Raw genomic sequence first — 19,756 nt, 5'->3', positions numbered from 1 at the left:
CCCACAATGGCGGGATGGCAGATGCCCCACGGGAGCGTCCCGCGCTCCTGCCCGACCTCGAACGGTCCCGCGCCGTGCTGGTCGCCTGCGACGACGATGCCGTCGTGGTGCCCGAGAGGCAGTCCGCGGCGCGGGCCGCGCAGCTGGCGCGGGCGCTGGTCTCCCCCGCCGCCGGCCCGGCGTTCCGACCCGGGAACGTCACCGTGATCACTTCGTGGCGCCGTCCCGCCGAGGTGCTCGACGCGGTCCGCCGCGCCGCCGGGGAGGCCGAGGACGTCCTGCTGTTCCACTACGTCGGCTCCGGTCCGCGCCACAAGGGGTTCGCCCTCGGCGGCGCCGCCCCGCTGCGCGCGGCCGCCGACCTCGTGCGGCGGAGCCCGGCGGCCCGCCGGGTCGTCCTGCTCGACTGCGAGGACCTCGATACGGCTTCGGGCTTCTTCACCCTCGGCCCGGAACCCGGGGGAAGCGGCATGCCGGGCGCGTTGTCCCTGGTCGGAAAGGAGCCGACCCTGTACTTCCCGGCCGGCGACGCCCTGGTCCCCGCCGGCGACGAGTTCACCGACACCCTCGCCGAGGCGCTGCGGTCCGGCATCACCGACGGTCCGGAGCTCCTCGACCTGGTGACCCTGCGCAACGCGGTCGAGGGCCGATGGGCCGAGATCGGCTACCAGGTCGAGAACGAGTACGTCAGCGCACCGGACAAGCTGCGCCTCCTCGGCGGCCGTGACGTGGCGCTGGGCAGGAACATCGCCTTCGGACCCGACGGCGACCGCGGCCGGCGCCCCTTCCACCTCGATGCGGGAGTCGTCGATCTCATGGAGCGATGGTGGGACTAGGACCCGCACGGCCGGAGCACGTACCCGCGACCGCGAGCGCGGTGGCGTGGAGTGAGACGGAGGAGCCCGGCGCCATCGCCCACATGTACGGTGTCGTCGCCGTCGTCACGTGGTGCGCCGGGGCGGCGGGGCCGGCGGGGCCCGGTCAGCCCCCGGGAGGCTCGGCGATGCGGTAACCCACCCCGGGCGTCGTCGTGATGACGGGCGGGCTGCCCAGCTTGCGGCGCAGCCGGCCCACGGTGACGGCCACCGTGTTGGTGAACGGGTCGGCGTTCTCGTCCCACACCTGCTCCAGCAGGTCCTCGGCGCTCAGGAAGCCCGGGCAGGCCCGCAGCAGCGCCTCCAGGACGGCGAACTCCTTTACGGAGAGCTCCAGTCGGCTGCCGTCCCGCAGGACGGTCCGGCGTGCCGGGTCGAGTTCGAGGCCGGCGCCACGCAGCGTACGGGCCTTCGCGGCCGGCCGGCGGCGGGCCAGCGAGCGGATGCGCAGGATCAGTTCCGGGAAGTGGAAGGGCTTGGCCAGGTAGTCGTCGGCGCCGAGCGTGAGACCGCTGACGCGGTCGCCGGGCGATCCGGCCGCGGTCAGCATCAGGACCATCGCGCGGTCGTCCCGCTCGGTGATCATCTGGCAGAGCGCGTCGCCGTGGATGCCGGGCAGGTCCCGGTCGAGGAGCACCACGTCGTACGCGTTGGCGTCCAGCTTGGCGGCGGCGGCCAGCCCGTCGTAGGCGATGTCGACGGCCATCCCCTGGTCGCGCAGTCCCTCGGCGACGACCTCCGCGAGGGTCCTGGCGTCCTCGACGACGAGGATCCTCACGACGCCACCCCCGCGCGGCCGCCCGGGGCACCGGCCGCCGGCGGCAGCGCGGCGGTCACCGCCAGGCCGCCCTGCGGCCTGGCCCTGAGGTCGAGGCTGCCGCCGTGCGCGGCGACGATCGCGGCGACGATCGACAGTCCCAGACCGGAGCTGTCCCGCGAGCCGGTCCGGTCGGTGCCGAGCCGCTCGAACGGCTGCGTCAGCCGGTCCACTTGCTCCTGGTCGAGGAGGCTGCCGCCGGTCTCGACGACGAGGCGGGCATCCGCACCCCCGCCCCCGCCCTCGTCCTCGTCCTCGGTGGCGATCCGGATCCAGCCGCCCTCCCGGTTGTGCACGATGGCGTTGTCGACCAGGTTCTGCACCAGCCGGGACAGCAGCGCCGGGCTGCCCCGCGTCCACGCCTCCGGCCGCACGCCCTCCTCGACGGTCAGGCCCTTCGCCGCGATGTCGGCCGCCCGGGCGCTCAGCGCCTCCCCCACCAGCGCGCCGAGCGATACGGGTTCCGGGTCGGGCAGGACCGCGTGCTGCGCCCGGGCCAGCACCAGGAATCCGTCCAACAGGCGGTCCACCCGATCGAGTTCGGTACGCACCCGGTCGGCGAGCAGCACGGTCTGCGGCGCGGGCTCCGGTTTGGCGACGGCCACGTCGAGCGAGGCTCGCATCGTCGCCAGGGGCGTGCGCAGTTCGTGCGAGGCGTTGGCCACGAACCGGCGCTGCGCGGCGAAGGAGGCCTCCAGGCGGATCAGGAGGCCATCGACCGTGTCGGCCAGCTCCTTGACCTCGTCGGCGGGTCCGGCCACGTCCAGCCTCTGGTGCAGGTTCTCCGCGGAGATCCGCCGCGTCGCCGCGGTGATCAGCCGCAACGGGCGCAGGACGCGTCCGGCGAGGACCCGGCCGAGCAGGAGCGAGACGGCCGCCATCACCGCCATCGCGATGAACGATCCGTAGAGCAGTTGGCGCGACTGCCGTCCGTGCACCTGCGCCAACTCCCGTTCCAGTGCGAGGACGTGCTGCGCGGTGACCGGTCCGGTCCCGCCGCCGGGCAACGGCTGTCCGGGGGCGGCCTGGGTGACGTCGCTGCCGGACAGCAGGAAGGTCAGGCCGAGCAGCACGGCGCCGGACAGCAGGAAGACGCCGGCGTACAGGATCGTGAAGCGCCGTCCGACGGTCGCGTTCCGCAGCTTGATCATGCCTTTTCCCCCTCGGGTCCGGCCGCACCCAGGATGCCCCACCGCGCCTAACAGCGGTATGACAGCGGCCGTTCGGACCGCGTTACGGGCCCGTCCGTAGAACAGGAACATGCTCACCAACAGAGAATCCCTCCTGTGGGAGTGGCGCCTGCTGCGCCGTCCGGGCCGGCTGGCCGCGCTGATCACGGCGGCCCTGCTGGTCCTCGTCTTCGGTCTGGTCTACGCGTTCGGCAACCACGCGTCCTGCCAGGGCGTCTGCCCGACCGACCCCACCGGGCCGGACGGCGCCCCGGTCAGCGACCAGTTCTACTTCGTCCACCGCGACCTGGGCGAGAACGGCAGCATCACGGTCCGGATGGCGTCCATGACGGGCACAATCACCTACCCGCCACCGCACCACGACCAGCTCGTCCCGGGCCTGACGCCCTGGGCGAAGGCGGGGATCATCGTCAAGGACGGTGTCCGCCAGGGCTCCTCCTACGCGGCGCTGATGCTCACCGGAAGCCATGGTGTGCGGATGCAGTACGACTACCGCCACGACATCGCGGGCAGCGCGGGCGGGGCCTCCGCCCAGTCCCCGCGCTGGCTCCGGCTGACCCGGTCGGGCTCCACCGTCACCGGCTACGAGTCCGCCGACGGCGGGCGGTGGACGAAGGTCGGCGAGGCGCTGCTGCCGGGCCTGCCCGCGACCGTGCAGGTCGGCCTGTTCGCCGCCTCGCCCGGTGACCTGACGCTGCGGCCCGTGGGCCTCGGCGGCGCCACCGAGCAGGTGCGCTTCGCCCAGGCCACGGGCCGCTTCGACAACATCTCCCTCGACGGCGCGGCAGCCGGCGGGGGCTGGAGCAAGGACGCCGTCGGCGAGATGAACAAGACCGACTGGGAAAAGCTCCACAACCCCTCCGGGGCGGTGGAGGAGGGCGGGACGATCGCCGTCAGCGGCTCCGGCGACATCGGGCCGGTCGGCGACACGGGCGGCGCGGTCTCCGTGGAGCGCCTCCTCGCCGGACTTCCCTTCGCCCTGCTCGTCGTGCTCGTGGCCGCCGCACGGTTCGGCGCCGCCGGGTCCCGGCGCGAACCCGGGCCGGGTGCGCCCGCGAACCGTGCGGAGGCCGCGGCGAGGGCGGTCGTCTTCGGAGTCCTCACGTTCGTGACCGGCCTCCTCGCCATGGCCGTCGTGATCCCGGTCGGCGCGGCCGTCCTGAGCGGGAACGGGGTCTCGGTCCTCGATGTGTCCCCGCTCACCGCGGTGCGCGTCGTGGCCGGCACGGCCGCCGCGCTCGCCCTGACCGGCGTGCTCGCGGTGGCGCTGGGCGCCCTGCTCCGGCGGGCCTGGCTCGCGGCGGCCGTCGCCGTCACGGTCATCGCGGTCCCCTACGCCGTGACCGCCTTCCCGCTGCTGCCGGACGGCGTGTCCCAGTGGCTGCTGCGGGTCACGCCGGCGGCCGGCTTCGCCGTCCAGCAGACCCGGGTCGCGTATCCCCAGGTCGTCGGCCACTACGCGCCGTCCGCCGGATACTTCCCGCTTCCGTGGTGGGCCGGGTTCGGCGTGCTGTGCGCGTGCGCGGCGGCCGTGCTCGCCCTCGCCCTCCGGCGGCGGCCGAGGTGCGGCGAGCCGGACGAGAGGGCCGTCCAGCCGGCCGACTGGAGGTGACCGAAGCCGGCGCGGGGGCCCACGGGCTCCCGCGCCGCGCCATGGGACGGCGGTGCGGTGCGGTCCGTGTTCCGGTCCGCCGCGGCCGTGCGACCGGGCCGGGCAGGCCCGCGGAACGGTTCAGGCGTCGATGACGAGGTCCGTCGTGGGGATGGACTGGCAGGTGAGGACGTCGCCGTCGGGCAGGTCGTCGGAAGGGGTGACGAGGTGTGCGGCGCTGCCCTTCAGGACGGTGCACGCGCAGCTCTCGCACTGGCCGACGCGGCAGCCCGAGGACATCTTCACCCCGGCGGCCTCGCCGAGGGCCAAGAGGGCCCCGTCGCCCTTCTTCCAGGTGGTGGAGCGTCCGGTACGGGCGAAGGTGACGGTGAAGGAGGCGTCGTCGGGAACCTCCACGTCGCGCCGGGTGGGCCGGAACTGTTCCCTGAAGACCTCGAAGCGGGGTACGCCGCGCTCCTTCAGCCCCTTGCCGAGGGCGTCGAGCATGGGGTCGGGGCCGCACATGTAGAAGCGGGCGCGCCGGGCCACGAGCCCGGGGTCCACGTCGTCGGGGGTGATGGAGCCGGTGCGGTCGTGGTCGGTGCCCGGCACCTCGTGGGGCAGGGGGTCGGCGTAGTGGTCGATGACCGTGAGCTGGGGGATGCGGGCGCGCAGGGCTCGGATCCGCTCGCGGAAGGGGTGGTCCGCGGAGTTGCGGTTGCCGTGGTGCAGGACGACTTCGGGGACGGTGCCGCCGGTGGCCGCGAGGGTTTCCAGGTAGCTGAGGAAGGGGGTGATGCCGATGCCTCCGGCGAGGAGGACGACCGGGTGGTCGGTGTGGGTGGGGATGACGAAGACGCCGCGCGGGTTGGCGAGGTGCAGCCGGTCGCCGGTCTTCAGCGTGCGGTGGACGTGTCCGGAGAAGGCGCCGTCGGGGATGTGCCGGACGGCGAGGTGGTAGGCGGTGCGTCCCGGCTCGATGGCGGGGCCGGTCAGCGAGTAGCTGCGCGCGCCGGCCGGGTCGGCGGGGGCGCCGCCCGGGTCCTCGGTCCGGACGGTCAGGTGCTGGCCGGGCCGGTGGTCGGGCAGGGGGCCGCCGTCGGCGGGCTCCAGGCGCAGGGCGCGTACGCCGGGGCTGACGTCGGCCAGTTCCGTGACGGTGAAGGGGCGGGTGCCGGTCCAGGTTCCGTCGGCGGGGAGGGGACGGATCTCGCAGACCGCCGCGCGCAGCGGTACGGAGCCGCTGAGCGGGTCGGTGCTGGTGTGGTCGATGAGCCGGTTGAAGTTGTGGCCGGCGGGGCTGGTGGGGTCGGAGCCGGGGAGGGCGAGGTCTTGGGCCTCCTGCCACCAGCCGTACTCGCCGACGACCACCGAGGGGTGGAGGGAATCGTCGAAGCGGGCGCGCAGGCGGATGGAGCCGATCCGCGTGGACAGCTCGGTCCACTGGCCCTCGGTGATGCCGCGGGCCGCGGCGGCCCGGGGATGGATGTCGACGGACGGGTCGGGGGCGCGGCGGCGCAGCGAGGTGAGGGAGCGCTGCTGGCTGTGGACGAAGTAGCCGTGCTTGGCGCAGGTCAGCACCAGGGGGAAGGCCTCGTCCACGGGCGCCGGGGCGACGTGTTCGGGGACCGGCGGATAGCCGTGCTCCAGGAGTCGTTCGGAGTAGAGCTCGACGCGTCCGGTGGGCGTGCCGAAGCCCCGTACGGCGCCGTCCCCGCCGGTCGGCTCGGCGTACTTGCGGTACGCGAGCTCGCGCGGGGCCCGTACGCCGCCCTGCTGCTCGCGCAGGCCGGCGACGGTCAGGCCGAGCGGTGCCAACTGCCAGTTCCAGGCGGCTTCCACGTCGCCGTCGAAGAACTGCGCGCCCAGGCCGAGCCGGCAGGCCAGGTCGAAGACGATCTCGGTGTCGGAGCGGGAGTCGCCCTGGGGTTCGATCATCCGGGGCCGCAGCTGGACGTGTTCCTGGGCGCGGTGGCTGATCTCGAAGCCGAAGCGCAGGGCCTCGTGCTCGTAGGCGCTGTTGACGGGCAGGACGATGTCGGCGCTCGCGCTGGTGGGGGTGTGGAAGAGGTCGAGGTGGACCTGGAAGTCCAGCCGGCGCAGGGCGGCCGCGGTGCGGTCGGAGCCGGGCTGGGCGACGACCAGGTTGGAGCCGAAGCCGATCAGGGCGCGCACCGGGTAGGGGCTGCCGGTCTCGATGGCGGTGCACAGGTCGCCGGCGTTGATGTAGCCGGAGGCGGGGGGACCGAGCGGATACTTGTCCAGGCCGAGGGCCTTGGCCCGCTGGACGGGGTCGACGAGGGAGAAGGGTGCGGCGGGGTGGTACGGGCGTCAAAGGTGTATAAGAGACCACCCCCACGTGCCGACGCCTGCCCCCGAAGCGAGACCCGATGACCACTGGCAACCTTCTGACCGACCATCCCGAGCTGTACGAAGAGCGCTTCCCCGACCCGGAACACCTCGCGGCCCGCTGGGCCGAGAGCGTGCTGGCACGGTACGACGCAGGCCAGCGCGTCCTCGACGTCGGCTGCGGCACCGGCCGCGACGCCGCCTGGCTCCACCACCGGGCCGGCCGCCAGGTCACCGGCATCGACACCTCGGAGTCGATGCTGGCGCACGCCCGCAGCCGTCACCCCGGCCCTGCCTACCACCGCGCCGACATGCGCGACTTCGACCTCGCGGCCACCTTCGACGCCGTCGTCTGCCTGGACAGCGCCCTGCTCTACTGCCACACCAACGACGACCTCACCGCCTTCCTCGCCCGCTGCCGCGCCCACCTCACCCCCGGTGGACTGCTCGTCGCCGAGATGCGCAACGGGGCCTTCTTCCTCGGCACCACCGAACTGCTGGACGGGCCCCGCACCGCGACCGCCGCGTGGCGGGGCGTCACGTACACCTCCCACACCACGCTGTACGTCGACCACGCGGCGCAGCTGCTGCGCCGCCGCCGGACCTGGACCACGGACGACGACTCGCCCCCGGCGGAGCAGCACTCCGCCTGGCGCCTGCTCTTCCCCCAGGAGCTCCGGTACTTCCTCACCACGGCCGGGTTCGAGGTCCTCGACCTCTACGACGGCCCCGGACCCCGCACCGAACCGCCCTGGCGCGAAGGAGAGGCCCCCCATCGGACCGCGAGTTCCGACCGCCTCCACCTCGTAGCCCGGCTCAAGCCCCATCACAGCAACGGAGACAGCACCTCGTGAACGACCAGTCCAGCCGCCTCGCCCGAAGAACTTTCATCATCGCCGGCAGTGCCACCGTGCTGGCCCTCACCGCCGGATGCGGCAGCGGTGGATCCACCGAGCCGGACGCCAAGAACGCCGAGGCCGGCACCCCCAAGCCCGGCGGCCGGCTGCGCGCCGCCTTTGCCGGCGGCGGGGCCAACGAGACCCTCGACCCGCACGCGGCCAACCTGTTCGTCGACGCCGCCCGCGCCAAGGCCCTCTTCGACAAGCTCGCCGACTTCGGCGCCGACCTCGCCCCCGTCCCGCGGCTCGCCGAGCGCTGGGAGCCGAACGAGGCCCTCGACACCTGGCGGATCACCCTGCGCAAGGCCGCCTTCCACGACGGCAAGCCGGTCACCGCCGAGGACGTCCTCTACAGCTACGGCAGGATCGCCGATCCCAAGGGCACCTTCCGGGCCAAGGCCTCGCTGGAGCCCATCGACCTCGCCGCGAGCCGGGCCGTGGACGCGACCACCGTCGAGTTCAAGCTCAAGCGCCCGTACGCAGAGTTCCCCAACGTGCTCGCGGCTTTCGGCGCGTACATCGTCCCCAAGGACGCCGCCACCTTCGACAAGCCCATCGGATCCGGTCCGTTCAGCTTCGTCTCCTTCAAGCCCGGCAGCTCTCTCGTGGTCAAGCGCAACGACGCCTACTGGGAGGGCGCGCCGCACCTCGACGAGCTGGAGTTCGTCGTCGCGACGGAGGAGTCGGCGCGTGTGAGCGCCCTGCTCGGCGGCCAGGTCGAGTACGCCCACGAACTCAACCCGGCCACCGCCCGCGCCCACGAGGGCAAGGGGGGCAAGATCGACGTCGTCCGCCTGCCCGGCAGCGGCATGCAGGGCTTCGTGATGAAGACCGACCGGGCGCCGTTCGACGACAAGCGGGTCCGCCAGGCCTTCTTCCTCATCGCCGACCGCAAGGAGCTCGTCGACGGGGCACTCTCCGGCGCGGGCGAGATCGGCAACGACCTCTTCGGCAAGGGCTACCAGTACTACGCGAGCAACCTGCCGCAGCGCACCCAGGACCTGGAGAAGGCCCGCGCACTGCTGAAGGAGGCCGGCGCCGAAGGCCTCAAAGTCACCCTCGACACCGCCCCCGCCGCCACCGGCTTCATCGAGGCCGCCGGAATCTTCAAGGAGCAGGCGGCCAAGGCCGGGGTCACGGTCGAGGTCAAGGTCGGCAACAAGGACACGTACTGGAAGGACATTCTCAACTCCGGAACCTTCGCCTCCTACCGGTCCGGCGCCATGCCCATCGAGTCCCACGTCTCGCAGCGGCTGCTGACCGGCTCCACCACCAACGCCACCAAGTGGCAGCAGAAGGACTTCGACGACCTGTACCAGCAGGCCCAGTCCACCCGCGACGCCACCCAGCGCGCGGCGCTGTACGAGCGGATGCAGCGTCGGCTCTACGACGAGGGAGGCTTCCTGATCTGGGGCTTCGCCGACTGGATCGTCGCCACGACCCCCAAGGTGCGCGGGGTGTCCAAGGAAGCCCCCGCCAACACCCTCGACTGGGCCCGCTTCGACAAGATCTGGCTCGCGTGACGCTCCACCTGTCATGGGTCGGCCGCCGTCTGCTCCTCGGTCTGGGGCAGACGGCGGCCGTGGTCCTGTTCATCTTCGTCCTCACCGAGGCCCTGCCCGGTGACGCGGCCGTGGCCCTCGCCGGGGACCAGCCCGACCCCGAGCGCATCGCCCGCATCCGCGAGGCCATGGGCCTGGACCGGCCTACCTCCGCACGGCTCCTGGACTGGGTCACCGGCATGCTGCACGGCGACCTCGGCACCTCCCTGGTCACCGGCCGGCCCGTCACCGGCTACCTGGCCACGGGTCTCGGCCCCACCCTCGTCCTCGCCGCCGCCACCCTCGCGCTGCTCGTCCCGCTCTCCGTCGGGCTCGGGGTCCTGGCGGCCCGCCGTGAGGGCGGCCTGCTGGACCGGAGCGTCAGCGCGTTGACCCTCGGCGTGCACGCCGTACCCGAATTCGCCTTCGGGGTGCTGCTGGCGACCGTGTTCGGGCTGTGGCTCGGCTGGCTGCCACCCACCGCCGTGGGCGCGGACGTCTTCTCCGAGCCTGCCGTACTCGTGCTGCCGGTGATCGTCCTGCTGTCCCGGCCGGTGTGCACCATCAGCCGCCTGGTGCGCGCCGGGATGATCGACGCGATGGCGTCGCCGTACGTTGCCCAGGCGCGCCGCTACGGAGTATCCCCTTCACGCATCCGCTGGACGCACGCCCTGCCCAACGCCCTCGCCCCCGCCACCCAGCAACTGGCCCGCACCTGCGACTGGCTGCTGAGCGGCGTCATCGTCGTGGAGGCCCTCTTCGTCGTCCCGGGCCTGGGCACCGTACTCATCGAGGCCGTCGCCGCCCGCGACGTCCCCGTCGTCCAGGGCATGGCCGTCGTCTTCGGAGTCGTCACCGTCCTGGTCAACCTCGCGGCCGACCTGGTCGCGCGCCGCTTCGCCCCCCGCTCGGAGGTGGCGGCATGAAGCACACCCTGCCGAGGTACGCGCTCGCCCTCGGGCTGGTCGCCGTACCGCTGCTGCTCGCCCTGCTGGGGCCGCTGGTGGCCGGTCCTGCCGGTCCGCGTTCCGTCTCCTTCGCCACTGGCCAAGGTCATTGGCTCGGCACCGACTTCACCGGCCGCGATGTCTGGCGGCAGGTGCTGTTCGGCGGCCGGTCCGTCGTACTGGTGGCCCTCGCCGCGACCGCGCTCGCCTACCTCGTCGCCATTCCTCTGGGTCTCGCCGCCGCCCTTACCCGCCGTACCTGGCTGGAGGACGTACTGATGCGGCCCCTGGACGTGGTGATCGCAGTCCCCTCGCTGCTCCTGGTGCTGCTCGTCGCGGCGACGCTCACCCCCGGTCCCGTCGGGCTGACCGCCCTGGTCGGGCTAGCCGCCGCACCCGACGCGGCACGTGTCGTCCACGCGGCGGCCGTGGAGGTGTCCTCCCGGCCCGCCGTCGAAGCGCTGCGGGTGCAGGGCGAGTCCTGGTGGCGCACTGCGATGGGCTATGTGGCGCGCGCCATGCGCCGCACCCTCGCCGCCGATGCCGGGATCCGGCTGACCGGCGCCCTGTACTTGGTGGCCACGGCAGCCTTCCTCGGCGTCGGCGTGCAGCCGGACGCCGCCGACTGGGCGGTGATGGTCGACCGCAACCGCACCGGCCTCTTCCTCCAGCCCTGGGCCGTAGTGGTGCCCGCCCTCCTCATCGCCGCCCTGTCCATGGGCACCAACCTGCTGTTCGACGCCGCCCTGCACCGACCGGACCACACGAAGGGAACGAAGCCATGAGCCTGGTCGCAGAGGTGCAGGGCCTTAGGGTGGAGATCGGCGGGCGGGTGATCGTCGACGGCGTGAGCCTTGAGGCCCACGCCGGCAAGGTCACGGCCGTCATCGGCCCGTCCGGCAGCGGCAAGACCACCACGGGTCTTGCCCTGCTCGGTGAATACCCGCAGGGCGCCACGGTCGAAGGGACGATCACTACGGCGGGGGGCGCGGTGGGATACGTACCCCAGCACCCCGCGGCCGTCCTCAATCCCGCCCGCCGCGTGGGAGCACTGCTACGGGACATCGCCGCCCGCCGGGGAGGCGACCGTGGCGAGATCCGCGGGCGCGTCGAGAAGGCCCTGTGCCTCGCGCAGATCCCGGACCCCGCGGCCGTACTGCGCCGCTTCCCCCACCAGCTCTCCGGCGGCCAGCAGCAGCGGGTCGTCCTGGCGCAGGCGCTGCTGCTGGGTGCCCGCGTCATCGTCGCCGACGAACCCACCACCGGACAGGACGTCCTCACCAAACAGGGCATCGTCGCGGAACTGGCGGCGGTGGCGCGCCAGGGCATCGCCGTCGTCCTGCTCAGCCACGACCTCGACGTGGTACGAGAGCTGGCGGACGAGGTCGTGGTCATGCGGGAAGGCCGCGTCGTGGACCGAGGGCCGACCTCGTCGGTGCTCACCGACCTCCCGCAGGAGGCGCCCCGCGCAGCGCGAACAGCCCGCCCGCGCGGGCCCGTACGTCTTGAGGCACAAGACCTGACCGCGAAACACCGCGCAGCCCGGGGCACCATCGACGTACTGAGCGACATCGGGGTCTCGGTGGCGGTGGGGGAGTGCCTGGCGCTCGTCGGCCGCTCCGGCAGTGGCAAGACCACCCTGGGACGCTGCCTGGCCGGCCTGCACTCCGCGTACGACGGTACGGTCCTGCTCGACGGGACCCCGCTGCCGCGCAGCCTGCGATCGCGCACCCGCGCCGAACTGGCCGCCGTGCAGTACGTGTTCCAGGACGCGAAGGCCGCCTTCGACGAACACCGGCCCGTCCTAGACCAGGTCGCCCGCAGCGCGGTGCGCCTGCGGGGGGCGGATCGGCACGACGCCCGCCGGGCGGCCGCGGCGACCCTTGAGGAACTGGGCCTGACCGCGAGTCTCGCCGAGCGCCGCCCCGGCGGGCTCTCGGGCGGTGAACTCCAGCGGGCCGCACTCGCCCGGGCTCTGCTGGCGGAGCCGCAGGTCCTCATCTGCGACGAGATCACCTCCGGTCTCGACCCTGTCACGCGGCACGCCATCCTCGACGTACTCGCCCGACTCCGCGAACGCACGGAACTCACCCTGGTGTTCATCACCCACGACCTCGCGGCCGCGGCCTGCCTGGCCGACCGGATCGCGGTCCTGGACGCGGGCCGCATCGTCGAGGAAGGGCCGGCCCCCCGCCTGATCGACGCACCACAGCACTCGTTCACCAGAGCCCTCCTACAGGCCGCAGCGCGGTGAGGATCAGCGCACGGCGACCAGCACATGGCTGTTGCCGAATTGCCAGACGGTTCCGACGTGTCCGAACCCCGCCTCGCGCAGCAGCTCGACATGGCCGGACAGAGGAAGGTCATTGCCCTCGCAGGGCGGATGGCGGCGCTCGCCCCGCCCTGCGAGGAAGGGCGCGAATTCGGGATCGGCGGCGGCCCCGGACCACCAGGACTGCCAGTCCTCGTGGGTGAAGGCCAGGCACCGTTCGGAGTGTCGGCGGCCGATGTCGAGAGCGAGATCGCGGATCCTCGCGGAATCCGGGCTGATGTGGTCGCCGTTGACGAGCACCCCGCCGGGCCGCAGCCGTTCGGCGAGGTCCCGGTAGACGTTCCGCAAGCTGGGCTCACCCAGATAGTGGAGGGCCGTGGTGGAGACGGCCGCGTCGACCGGGCGGTCCAGGGCGAGCGCGTCGAGCCATCCCGGCGCACCGATCAACGCCTCGACGTACCGCAGGGCCGTGCCGTAGTGCGCCCTGCCCAGTTCCAGCAGCAGCGGGTCGGCATCGACGGCCAGAACATCCGCGGTGGGCAGCCGACTGGCCAGCCGCGCGGCCAGAGATCCCGGCCCGCTGCCCAGGTCGACCACCAGCGGGGCGGGCCGGCCGAGCGTGACGCGTTCGACCACGTCCGCGATGACGGTGAACCTCTCTTCGCGGTCGACCGCGTAGCGCTGCTGCTGGCATTCCCAGCGCTCCACCCAGCGCGCGGCCGCCACCGTACTCATGCTCATAGCGATCGAATCGCCTCCGTCACCGTGACCACAGTCTGCTCATGAAAATCATTGCAGTCCGGCGAGCGCGGTGAGCAACTTCGTCATCTCTTCGGGCGTGTTGTACACGTGCAGGCTGACCCGCACCGAGCCGTCCCGTACACTCCGCCCGGCCTGGCAGTGATCGTCCGAGCGCACCATGAAGCCGTGGCTGAAAAGGATGAACCCCAGGTCCTGGGAGCTGATCCCGCGATGCCGGAAGGTCACGATGCTGCTCCTGCGCTGCACCTGCGAGCCGGCCGTGAGGCTGGTCTGGCAGCCGAGGACCTCGTACGCCGGCATCCGGCTCAGTCCGTCGGTCAGCAAGGCCGCCAGCGCCACGGTCCAGCGCTCGATCCGGTCGGTCCCGGCGGCGTCGAGCCAGTCGAGCGCCGCGGCCAGGCTCGCGATGCCGGCCGTGTTCGGGGTGCCCGGCCAGCCGCCCGGCCGGAAGCCCGGTCCGCGCAGGCCCCGGGCCCAGACGGCGCCGGTCCCCGGCAGGGCGAGAGCCTTGTGACCGGAGAAGACCAGGAAGTCCACGTCCAGGTCGGCCACGGAAACCGGCAGATGGCCGATGCTCTGCGCGGCGTCCACACAGATGACCACGTCCGGGCCGACCACCTCACGCATGCGGTGCACGTTCATGTCGACGCCGTAGACGTGGTGCACGTGGGTGGCGGCCACGAAGCGGGTACGCGGTCCGACGGCCCTGGCGAGCGCCTCCGGATCGTAGTCCCCGGAACCCGCCTGGTACGGAAGTTCGCGCACCACGATCCGTACCCCTTGACGGGCCAGCAGCGCCCGGGCTTCCAGCCAGGGCGCGAGGTTCGCCTGGTGGTCGGCGAACGGTACGAAGATCTCGTCCCCGTCGGCGAGCAGCGCGGGCAGCCAGTCCCGCGCGACGGTACGCAGCCCCTCCGAGGCCCCGCTCGTGAAATGCACCGATGACCGGTCCGGATCCGGGTCGCCGAGGAACTCCTTGACCCGCTCGCGCGTGCGCTCCACCAGGGCCGTGGTGGTGTTGGCCCAGGGGTACGAGCCACGGCCCGCGTTGGCGTTGGAGGTGGTGAGGTAGGCCTGTACGGCGTCCAGGACGGCCTGCGGCTTCTGCGTGGTGGCAGCGCTGTCCAGGTACGCCGGGTCCGGGTGGCTGACTATCAGAGGGAACTGCGCGCGCAGCGGCCGTTGCCACGACGCCAACTCCTCGAGTTCGGCTGCGGGGTCCGCCATGTCAGTCACGTACCAGCGGCGCGCCCGAGTCCCGCCAGGCGATGATGCCGCCGGCGAGGCTGCGTACGTCGGGGTGGCCCATGCGCGTGAGCAGGGCCGCGTACCGGGCGGACTTCTCGCCGACCGGGCACACCAGCAGCACTGATCGGCTCTTGCTGAACGGAAGGCCTCCCCGCAGCAGTTCCTCGAACAGCTCGTCGACGATGTTGACCGAGCCGTCGATGTGGAGGGCGGCGTACGCGAAGGGGCCGCGCAGGTCCACCACCAGCGGCTGCTCCACCCCGATCCACTTCTGCGCCGCGTCGACCTCGACGGCCGTCACGGCGTCCAGCTCCGCGGCGGTCAGGGTGGCGACCGAGTTCTTCACGGGCGCCCTTCCCAGCAGCTCCGGCCGGCGCTCGCGCACGTAGCCGAGGTAGCTCTCCGCCCGGTCGCAGACGATGAAGACGGCCGTCCGCTTCTCGGTCAATGCGGCGTCGAGCGGCTGGAGATGGCGTACGGCGCCGTGGTAGGCCGCCCCGCCGGTGGGGCCGGCGAGCAGGCCGCACCGGCGCAGCAGCGTCAACATCCCGTCGATGGCCTCGTCCGCGCTCACCGGTTCGATCGTGTCGTACACGCCAGGGTCGAAAAGACCCACTTCCTGTACCTCGTCGATGGTGCGGATGCCGGGGATGAAGTCCGATTTCTGCCCCACCAGACCGATCACGCGCACCGCAGGATCGTGAGCGCGCAACGCCGAGGCGACCCCGGTGGAAGAGCCGGCGGTGCCGACGCAGGCAATGAACCAGTCGGGCGCCCGGCCGTCCAGGTCCGCGATGATCTCCGGTCCGGTGCCTTGCGCGTGCGCCTCGGCGTTCAAGGGGTTGAAGTACTGGTCGGTGTGGAGGTGAGCACTGCCGGGGCGGTTCAACTGCTGGTGGAAGAGGGTCAGCGGGTCCTCGGTGTCGGTGGGGTCCAGACACTCGCTCCGGCCGGGCAACTCCTCGATCTCCGCGCCCAGCAGCAGGAGCAGGTCCTTGATCTCGGGGATGCGCATGCGGTTGGTGACGCTCTTGAAGGGCAGCCTGTGAAGACCGGCGATGAGGGCCAGGGCCTTGGCCGTGTTTCCGCTGGACAGCTCCACGATCGTCTCGCCGCGCTCCGCGGCGTCCGCCAGTCCCGGGCGGACCATGTTCCAGGCGGCCCGGTCCTTCAGCGAGCCGAAGGGGTTGAGCATCTCCAGCTTGGCGTAGAGGTCGATGTTGCGCAGGCCGTGCACGGCCGGGTCGATGCGGACCAGCGGCGTGTTGCCGATGGCCTCGATGATGCTCTCGTACCTCATCCCTGCTGTCCCCCCGTACGTGCGATCGGCCAGTAGTGCTCGTCCAGGCACCAGCTCCAGGCCCCTGTCTCCTCTTGGTGGGCCACCTCCTGGACCGCGACCTTGCGGGCGACGGGCTGCTGTTGGGCCTGGGTGGCGCTGAAGTCCATGCAGTAGCCCGCGGTGTTGGCGAAGGCGAGGAGGTCGCCGGGGTTCGGCAGCCGGGGCAGGAACACCGTTCTGCGGGTGATGAGGTCGGCCTCCAGGCAAAGGTTGCCCATCAGGTGCACTGCGACCGGCTCCGGTGGGCCCGCCGCAGGGCCGTTGCGGGGAACGACCACGGGGTCCATCAGGACGCTGTGGTCCTCCAGGCTGACGTCGCCGGCGTTCATCGCGAGGCGGACCAGATGCTCCCCGGATTCGGTACGCCGTACCTCCAGCACCCTGGCGAGGGAGAGACCGCACTGGTCCGCCAGCGCCCGGCCCGGCTCTGCGTAAAGGTCGTACAGGCTCTCCAACAGCAGGGTGCCCAGCGGGCGTCCCAGGCCCGGCGCGGGGCGCGAGAGTAGCTCGTCGAGGTAGTCGGGGCCGACGACGGGCCGGTGTGCCGGGTACAGCCCGAGGGCCCCTTTGAGGGTGCTGTTCTCCACGCGCAGGCCGTAGCCGTGCCCGCCCCAGGTCAGGGGTGGGCGACGGCCCATGACGGCGTGGGTGAGCTCGGTGGTGTAGCGGTCCCACTGTTCGGCGTGGGCCAGGTAGCTGACGCCGAAGCCGCCGCCGACATCGACGACGCTCGGCCGGAACCCCCGGATGCGTAACTCCTCCATGGCCCGCAGGCACCCCTCCAGCGCCGTCGCCTTCTCGTCCAGGCTCGTGGTGTCGAGGTGGTAGCCGACACCGATCGGCTCCAGCGCGTCCTGGTGGCGTTCGAGTACGTCGAGCAGGTCGTTCAGGGACTTCACGGAGGTGCCGAAGCGGCTGCGGCGGGAGAGCACCTTCGCGCCGGACGTCTCGAACTCGGACAGCCGCAGCAGCACCCGCAGGCGCGGCAGGCCGTACGCGCCGACGAGACCGGCGGCCTCTTCCAGCTCCGCGGCCCCGTCGGCATTGACGGTCGCTCCGGAGCGGGCGGCCAGCCAGAGGAAGGCGGGGTCCTTGGGTCCGGTCGCCATGATCCGGTCTCCGGTGAATCCGGACCCGAGCGCATGCTGCAACTCGCTGAGCGAGGCGGCGTCGAGGGCGGCGCCGGTCGTGGTGAGCCGCCTGACGAGTGCGCTGGAGCGGTTGGCCTTGTGCGCGAAGTAGACCTGGCCGCCGAGGCGGCGCCGGCGCAGGACGGAGCGGAAGCGCGCCACGTTCTCCGCGAGCTGCTGAGGCAGCACCAGGTTCAGGGGTGATCCGAGCCCGTCCACGAGCGTATGCAGGAAGGCAGACTCGTCCAGCAAGGACGTCAGCCGCGGTTCAAGGCGCGGCTCCAAGTACAGAGGTGCGTTGCTCATCCCAGCTGTTCCCTCCCCGACGAGGAATACGTACCGGTTTCGGCAAACGGTCATACGACCGTAACCCTCGCCGGGCTCTTTGCCCCCGGCTCGGCGGGGGAGGGACCGCAACACGTCGGCGGACGGCCGGATCGGGACGGTCAGAGGGGCAGGCTCATCAGGATCTCGTCCCGGTCGTCACCCGGGGCCACACGCAACGCACGGGGCCATCGGCCGACCTCCAGCCAGCCCAGCTTGCGGTAGAACTCCTCAAGCCCAAGGCCGCCTCTGGCGGCGAGTGACAGCCTTTCCAGGCCCATCTCGTCCCGGGCGAGGTCACGGACCCGATTCATCAGTGCGGCCCCGATGCCACGGCCGCGATAGCGGGGGTGGGTCTGCACGTGGTTGATCACGCCGCAGTGCGCGACCAGGGGATGCGGATCGCGGCGGACGATCAGCCAGCCGGCGAGGTCGCTGTCGACGGTGGCGATGAGCAGCCTGCGGCAGCGGGGGTCGAGCCCGTGGATGAGCTCGTCCACCACGGGCCCGACGACGCGTGCGCTCACCGGTGGCAGCGGGAATCCGGCGGCGATGACGGCGCCGCCGGCGTTGGCCACTGTTTCCCAGCAGTCAACGAGCTCCCGTCTGAGCACCGGGGTGACGTCCTCGGGGTGGGTGATGTCCAGGAATGCGGGGGCCTTGTGCACCGTCATGTCCGGCAGCCTCCCAGAGGCATCGTGGAGGAGTCACGGAGAGAAGGCCGCGAGTCCCTATCGGCTGGTGCCGTAGGGGAGCAGGGCCATCTCGCGCGCGTTCTTGATCGCTGCGGCGAGCCGGCGCTGCTGCTGGGCCGTTACGCGGGTGACGCGGCGGCTACGGATCTTGCCGCGGTCGGAGATGAACTTCCGCAGCAGGTCGGTGTCCTTGTAGTCGACGTAGGTGATCTTTGCCGCGTCCAGGGGGTTGGGGCGGGACTGTAGCGGCTCCTTCGGGGGCTCCGCCCCCGGACCCCCGCGCCTCACACGCCGGCGGGGCTTCACTTGAGCTCCGGGGTGTCACCGCCGGGTATGACGGGGGGCTCGTGTTGCGCGGGGTGGACCTCTTGGTGCGGCGCGGGGAGATCCTCGCGGTGCTCGGGCCGAACGGGGCCGGGAAGAGCACCGCCTGCCGGGTGGCGGCCGGGGCGCTGCCCGTCACCGGCGGGACCGTCCTCGTGAACGGGCGGGACGCCACGCGCGACGGCGCGGTACGGCGCTCGCGGGCCGGGGTGCTGCTGGCGCCCGAGGGGCGGGGGATCTTCCCCGCCCTCAGCATCGAGGAGAACCTGGCCCTCTACCTGGGGGACGCGGACGAGCGGGACGCCGTCTACGAACGGTTCCCCCGGCTGCGCGAGCGGCGCGCGGTCGCCGCCGGGGCGCTGTCCGGCGGGGAGCAGCAGATGCTGGCCCTCGCTCCGCTGCTGCAGCGCCCGCCCGCGGTCCTGATCGCGGACGAGCCCTCGCTCGGGCTCGCCCCGCGCGTGGTGGACGAGGTGTACGCGCTGCTCACCGAACTTCGCGACGCCGGCACCGCGTTGCTGCTGGTGGAGGAGAAGGCGGCCGAGATCCTGGGGATCGCCGACACCGTCGCCTACCTCTCCCAGGGCCGGGTCTCCTGGTGCGGCCCGCGCTCCGAGGTGGACGCGGACCGGCTGACCGAGGCCTATCTGGGGGTGGCGACGTGAGCGGCGACGACTACGTGCTGGAGGCCACCGGCATCAGTGTCCGCTTCGGCGGGGTCAAGGCCCTGACCGGCGTCGACCTCGGGGTCCGGGCCGGCGAGGTGTGCGGGCTGATCGGGCCGAACGGGGCCGGGAAGACCACCCTGTTCGACGTCCTGTCGGGGATCCGCCGGCCCGACCAGGGGCGGATGCTGCTCGACGGGGCGGACATCACCCGCCGCTCCCCCGTCTGGCGGGCCCGGCACGGAATGCGCCGGACCTTCCAGCGCCAGCAGTTGTTCGGGCAGCTCAGCGTCGCCGACAACGTCCTCGTCGCACAGGAGTGGCGGGGCGGAGGCGGCGGTTTCGCGGCCGACCTGGTCTCCTCGCCCACCCGGCGCCGCCGGGAGCGGGAGCGGCGGGAGCGGGCGGCCCGGGTGCTGGCGGACTGCGGGATCGGCGCGCTCGGGGACTCGTACGCCGGCGGTCTGCCGGTGGGCCGGGCCCGGATGGTGGAGCTGGCGCGCGCCGTGGCCGATCCGCCCCGGGTTCTGCTGCTGGACGAGCCCGCCTCGGGAATGTCCGCGCCCGAGCGCGAACGGCTGGCGGAGGTCGTGCGCCGGCTGGCCGAGGAGGAGGGCTGCGCGGTGCTGCTCGTCGAGCACAACGTGGCCTTCGTGATGGACCTCTGCACCCGGGTGGTCGTGCTGGACCTGGGGAGCGTGCTCGCCGAGGGCACGGCCGCCGAGGTACGGGCCGACCCGCTGGTCCGGGAGGCCTACCTGGGCGCCTGAAGCTCGTCCCTCCCG

General features: G+C 72.4%; 18 protein-coding genes. 9 read left to right on the top strand and 9 right to left on the bottom strand.

All coding sequences use genetic code 11. The annotated features are described in order from the left end of the window. Positions 1–14: 14 nt before the first annotated feature. Positions 15–836, top strand: a complete 822-nt coding sequence (locus DRB89_RS31680) for a hypothetical protein (RefSeq protein ID WP_162688808.1) — start codon at positions 15–17, stop codon at positions 834–836. Positions 837–981: 145 nt separating this feature from the next. Here the strand turns inward: DRB89_RS31680 and DRB89_RS31675 are convergent, their stop codons facing one another. Both DRB89_RS31675 and DRB89_RS31670 read right to left on the bottom strand, forming a co-directional pair. Further along, positions 982–1,653: a response regulator transcription factor gene (locus DRB89_RS31675; RefSeq protein ID WP_112463510.1), complete on the bottom strand. Its 672-nt coding sequence runs from the start codon at positions 1,651–1,653 to the stop codon at positions 982–984. Next, positions 1,650–2,843 (bottom strand): HAMP domain-containing sensor histidine kinase, encoded by a 1,194-nt coding sequence (locus tag DRB89_RS31670; protein WP_112451886.1) that lies wholly within the window; start codon positions 2,841–2,843, stop codon positions 1,650–1,652. Before DRB89_RS31670 ends, DRB89_RS31675 begins: the two co-directional genes overlap by 4 nt. A 109-nt stretch (positions 2,844–2,952) precedes the next feature. Between DRB89_RS31670 and DRB89_RS31665 the strand changes: the two genes are divergently transcribed. Continuing rightward, entirely contained in the window at positions 2,953–4,494 is a 1,542-nt protein-coding gene (locus DRB89_RS31665; RefSeq protein WP_112451887.1) for a hypothetical protein, read from the top strand. 120 nt (positions 4,495–4,614) lie between these two features. On the opposite strand, the gene DRB89_RS31660 is transcribed toward DRB89_RS31665, so the two are convergent. Continuing rightward, on the bottom strand, positions 4,615–6,672 hold the full coding sequence (locus tag DRB89_RS31660; protein WP_343234849.1) for a molybdopterin dinucleotide binding domain-containing protein: 2,058 nt from the start codon (positions 6,670–6,672) through the stop codon (positions 4,615–4,617). A gap of 191 nt (positions 6,673–6,863) precedes the next feature. On the opposite strand from DRB89_RS31660, the gene DRB89_RS31655 reads away from it, so the two are divergent. The 5 genes from DRB89_RS31655 to DRB89_RS31635 are packed head-to-tail and all read left to right on the top strand — an operon-like array spanning position 6,864 to position 12,463. Next, complete coding sequence (locus DRB89_RS31655) at positions 6,864–7,676, top strand: class I SAM-dependent methyltransferase (RefSeq protein ID WP_112451662.1); 813 nt, start codon at positions 6,864–6,866, stop codon at positions 7,674–7,676. After that, positions 7,673–9,244, top strand: coding sequence for an ABC transporter substrate-binding protein (locus DRB89_RS31650; RefSeq protein WP_112451661.1), 1,572 nt, complete (start codon positions 7,673–7,675; stop codon positions 9,242–9,244). Before DRB89_RS31655 ends, DRB89_RS31650 begins: the two co-directional genes overlap by 4 nt. After that, complete coding sequence (locus DRB89_RS31645; protein WP_112451660.1) at positions 9,241–10,188, top strand: ABC transporter permease; 948 nt, start codon at positions 9,241–9,243, stop codon at positions 10,186–10,188. Before DRB89_RS31650 ends, DRB89_RS31645 begins: the two co-directional genes overlap by 4 nt. Beyond that, positions 10,185–10,994 (top strand): ABC transporter permease subunit, encoded by an 810-nt coding sequence (locus tag DRB89_RS31640; protein WP_112451659.1) that lies wholly within the window; start codon positions 10,185–10,187, stop codon positions 10,992–10,994. The genes DRB89_RS31645 and DRB89_RS31640 overlap by 4 nt, the downstream gene beginning before the upstream one ends. Continuing rightward, positions 10,991–12,463 carry an ATP-binding cassette domain-containing protein gene (locus DRB89_RS31635; protein ID WP_112451658.1) on the top strand — a complete coding sequence of 491 codons (1,473 nt, stop codon included), beginning with the start codon at positions 10,991–10,993 and terminating at the stop codon, positions 12,461–12,463. The genes DRB89_RS31640 and DRB89_RS31635 overlap by 4 nt, the downstream gene beginning before the upstream one ends. A gap of 3 nt (positions 12,464–12,466) precedes the next feature. Here DRB89_RS31635 and DRB89_RS31630 read toward each other — a convergent pair whose 3' ends face one another. The 6 genes from DRB89_RS31630 to rpsR all read right to left on the bottom strand — a co-directional run bounded on the left by DRB89_RS31630 (position 12,467) and on the right by rpsR (position 18,270). Beyond that, positions 12,467–13,222 (bottom strand): class I SAM-dependent methyltransferase, encoded by a 756-nt coding sequence (locus tag DRB89_RS31630; RefSeq protein WP_112451657.1) that lies wholly within the window; start codon positions 13,220–13,222, stop codon positions 12,467–12,469. Positions 13,223–13,270: 48 nt separating this feature from the next. Next, positions 13,271–14,470, bottom strand: a complete 1,200-nt coding sequence (locus DRB89_RS31625; protein ID WP_112451656.1) for an aminotransferase class V-fold PLP-dependent enzyme — start codon at positions 14,468–14,470, stop codon at positions 13,271–13,273. A 1-nt stretch (position 14,471) separates the two neighbouring features. Then, positions 14,472–15,791: a pyridoxal-phosphate dependent enzyme gene (locus tag DRB89_RS31620; RefSeq protein ID WP_112451655.1), complete on the bottom strand. Its 1,320-nt coding sequence runs from the start codon at positions 15,789–15,791 to the stop codon at positions 14,472–14,474. After that, positions 15,788–17,269, bottom strand: a complete 1,482-nt coding sequence (locus DRB89_RS31615; protein WP_112451654.1) for a Y4yA family PLP-dependent enzyme — start codon at positions 17,267–17,269, stop codon at positions 15,788–15,790. Before DRB89_RS31615 ends, DRB89_RS31620 begins: the two co-directional genes overlap by 4 nt. 140 nt (positions 17,270–17,409) lie before the next feature. Next, positions 17,410–17,961, bottom strand: coding sequence for a GNAT family N-acetyltransferase (locus DRB89_RS31610; protein WP_112451653.1), 552 nt, complete (start codon positions 17,959–17,961; stop codon positions 17,410–17,412). A gap of 57 nt (positions 17,962–18,018) precedes the next feature. Continuing rightward, the gene (gene rpsR / locus DRB89_RS31605) at positions 18,019–18,270 is read right to left on the bottom strand and encodes a 30S ribosomal protein S18 (protein WP_112463508.1); all 252 of its coding nucleotides are present in this window, start codon (positions 18,268–18,270) and stop codon (positions 18,019–18,021) included. A gap of 71 nt (positions 18,271–18,341) precedes the next feature. Between rpsR and DRB89_RS31600 the strand changes: the two genes are divergently transcribed. Continuing rightward, positions 18,342–18,971, top strand: coding sequence for an ATP-binding cassette domain-containing protein (locus DRB89_RS31600; RefSeq protein ID WP_112463507.1), 630 nt, complete (start codon positions 18,342–18,344; stop codon positions 18,969–18,971). Next, on the top strand, positions 18,968–19,741 hold the full coding sequence (locus tag DRB89_RS31595) for an ABC transporter ATP-binding protein (protein ID WP_112448942.1): 774 nt from the start codon (positions 18,968–18,970) through the stop codon (positions 19,739–19,741). The genes DRB89_RS31600 and DRB89_RS31595 overlap by 4 nt, the downstream gene beginning before the upstream one ends. Positions 19,742–19,756: the final 15 nt, after the last annotated feature.

Origin of the sequence: Streptomyces sp. ICC4 (genome assembly GCF_003287915.1) — a bacterium.
GTDB classification, from domain to species: Bacteria; Actinomycetota; Actinomycetes; order Streptomycetales; family Streptomycetaceae; genus Streptomyces; species Streptomyces tritrimontium.
Note: the sequence above shows the minus strand (reverse complement) of the source record. Positions and strands in the feature narration are given on the sequence as shown.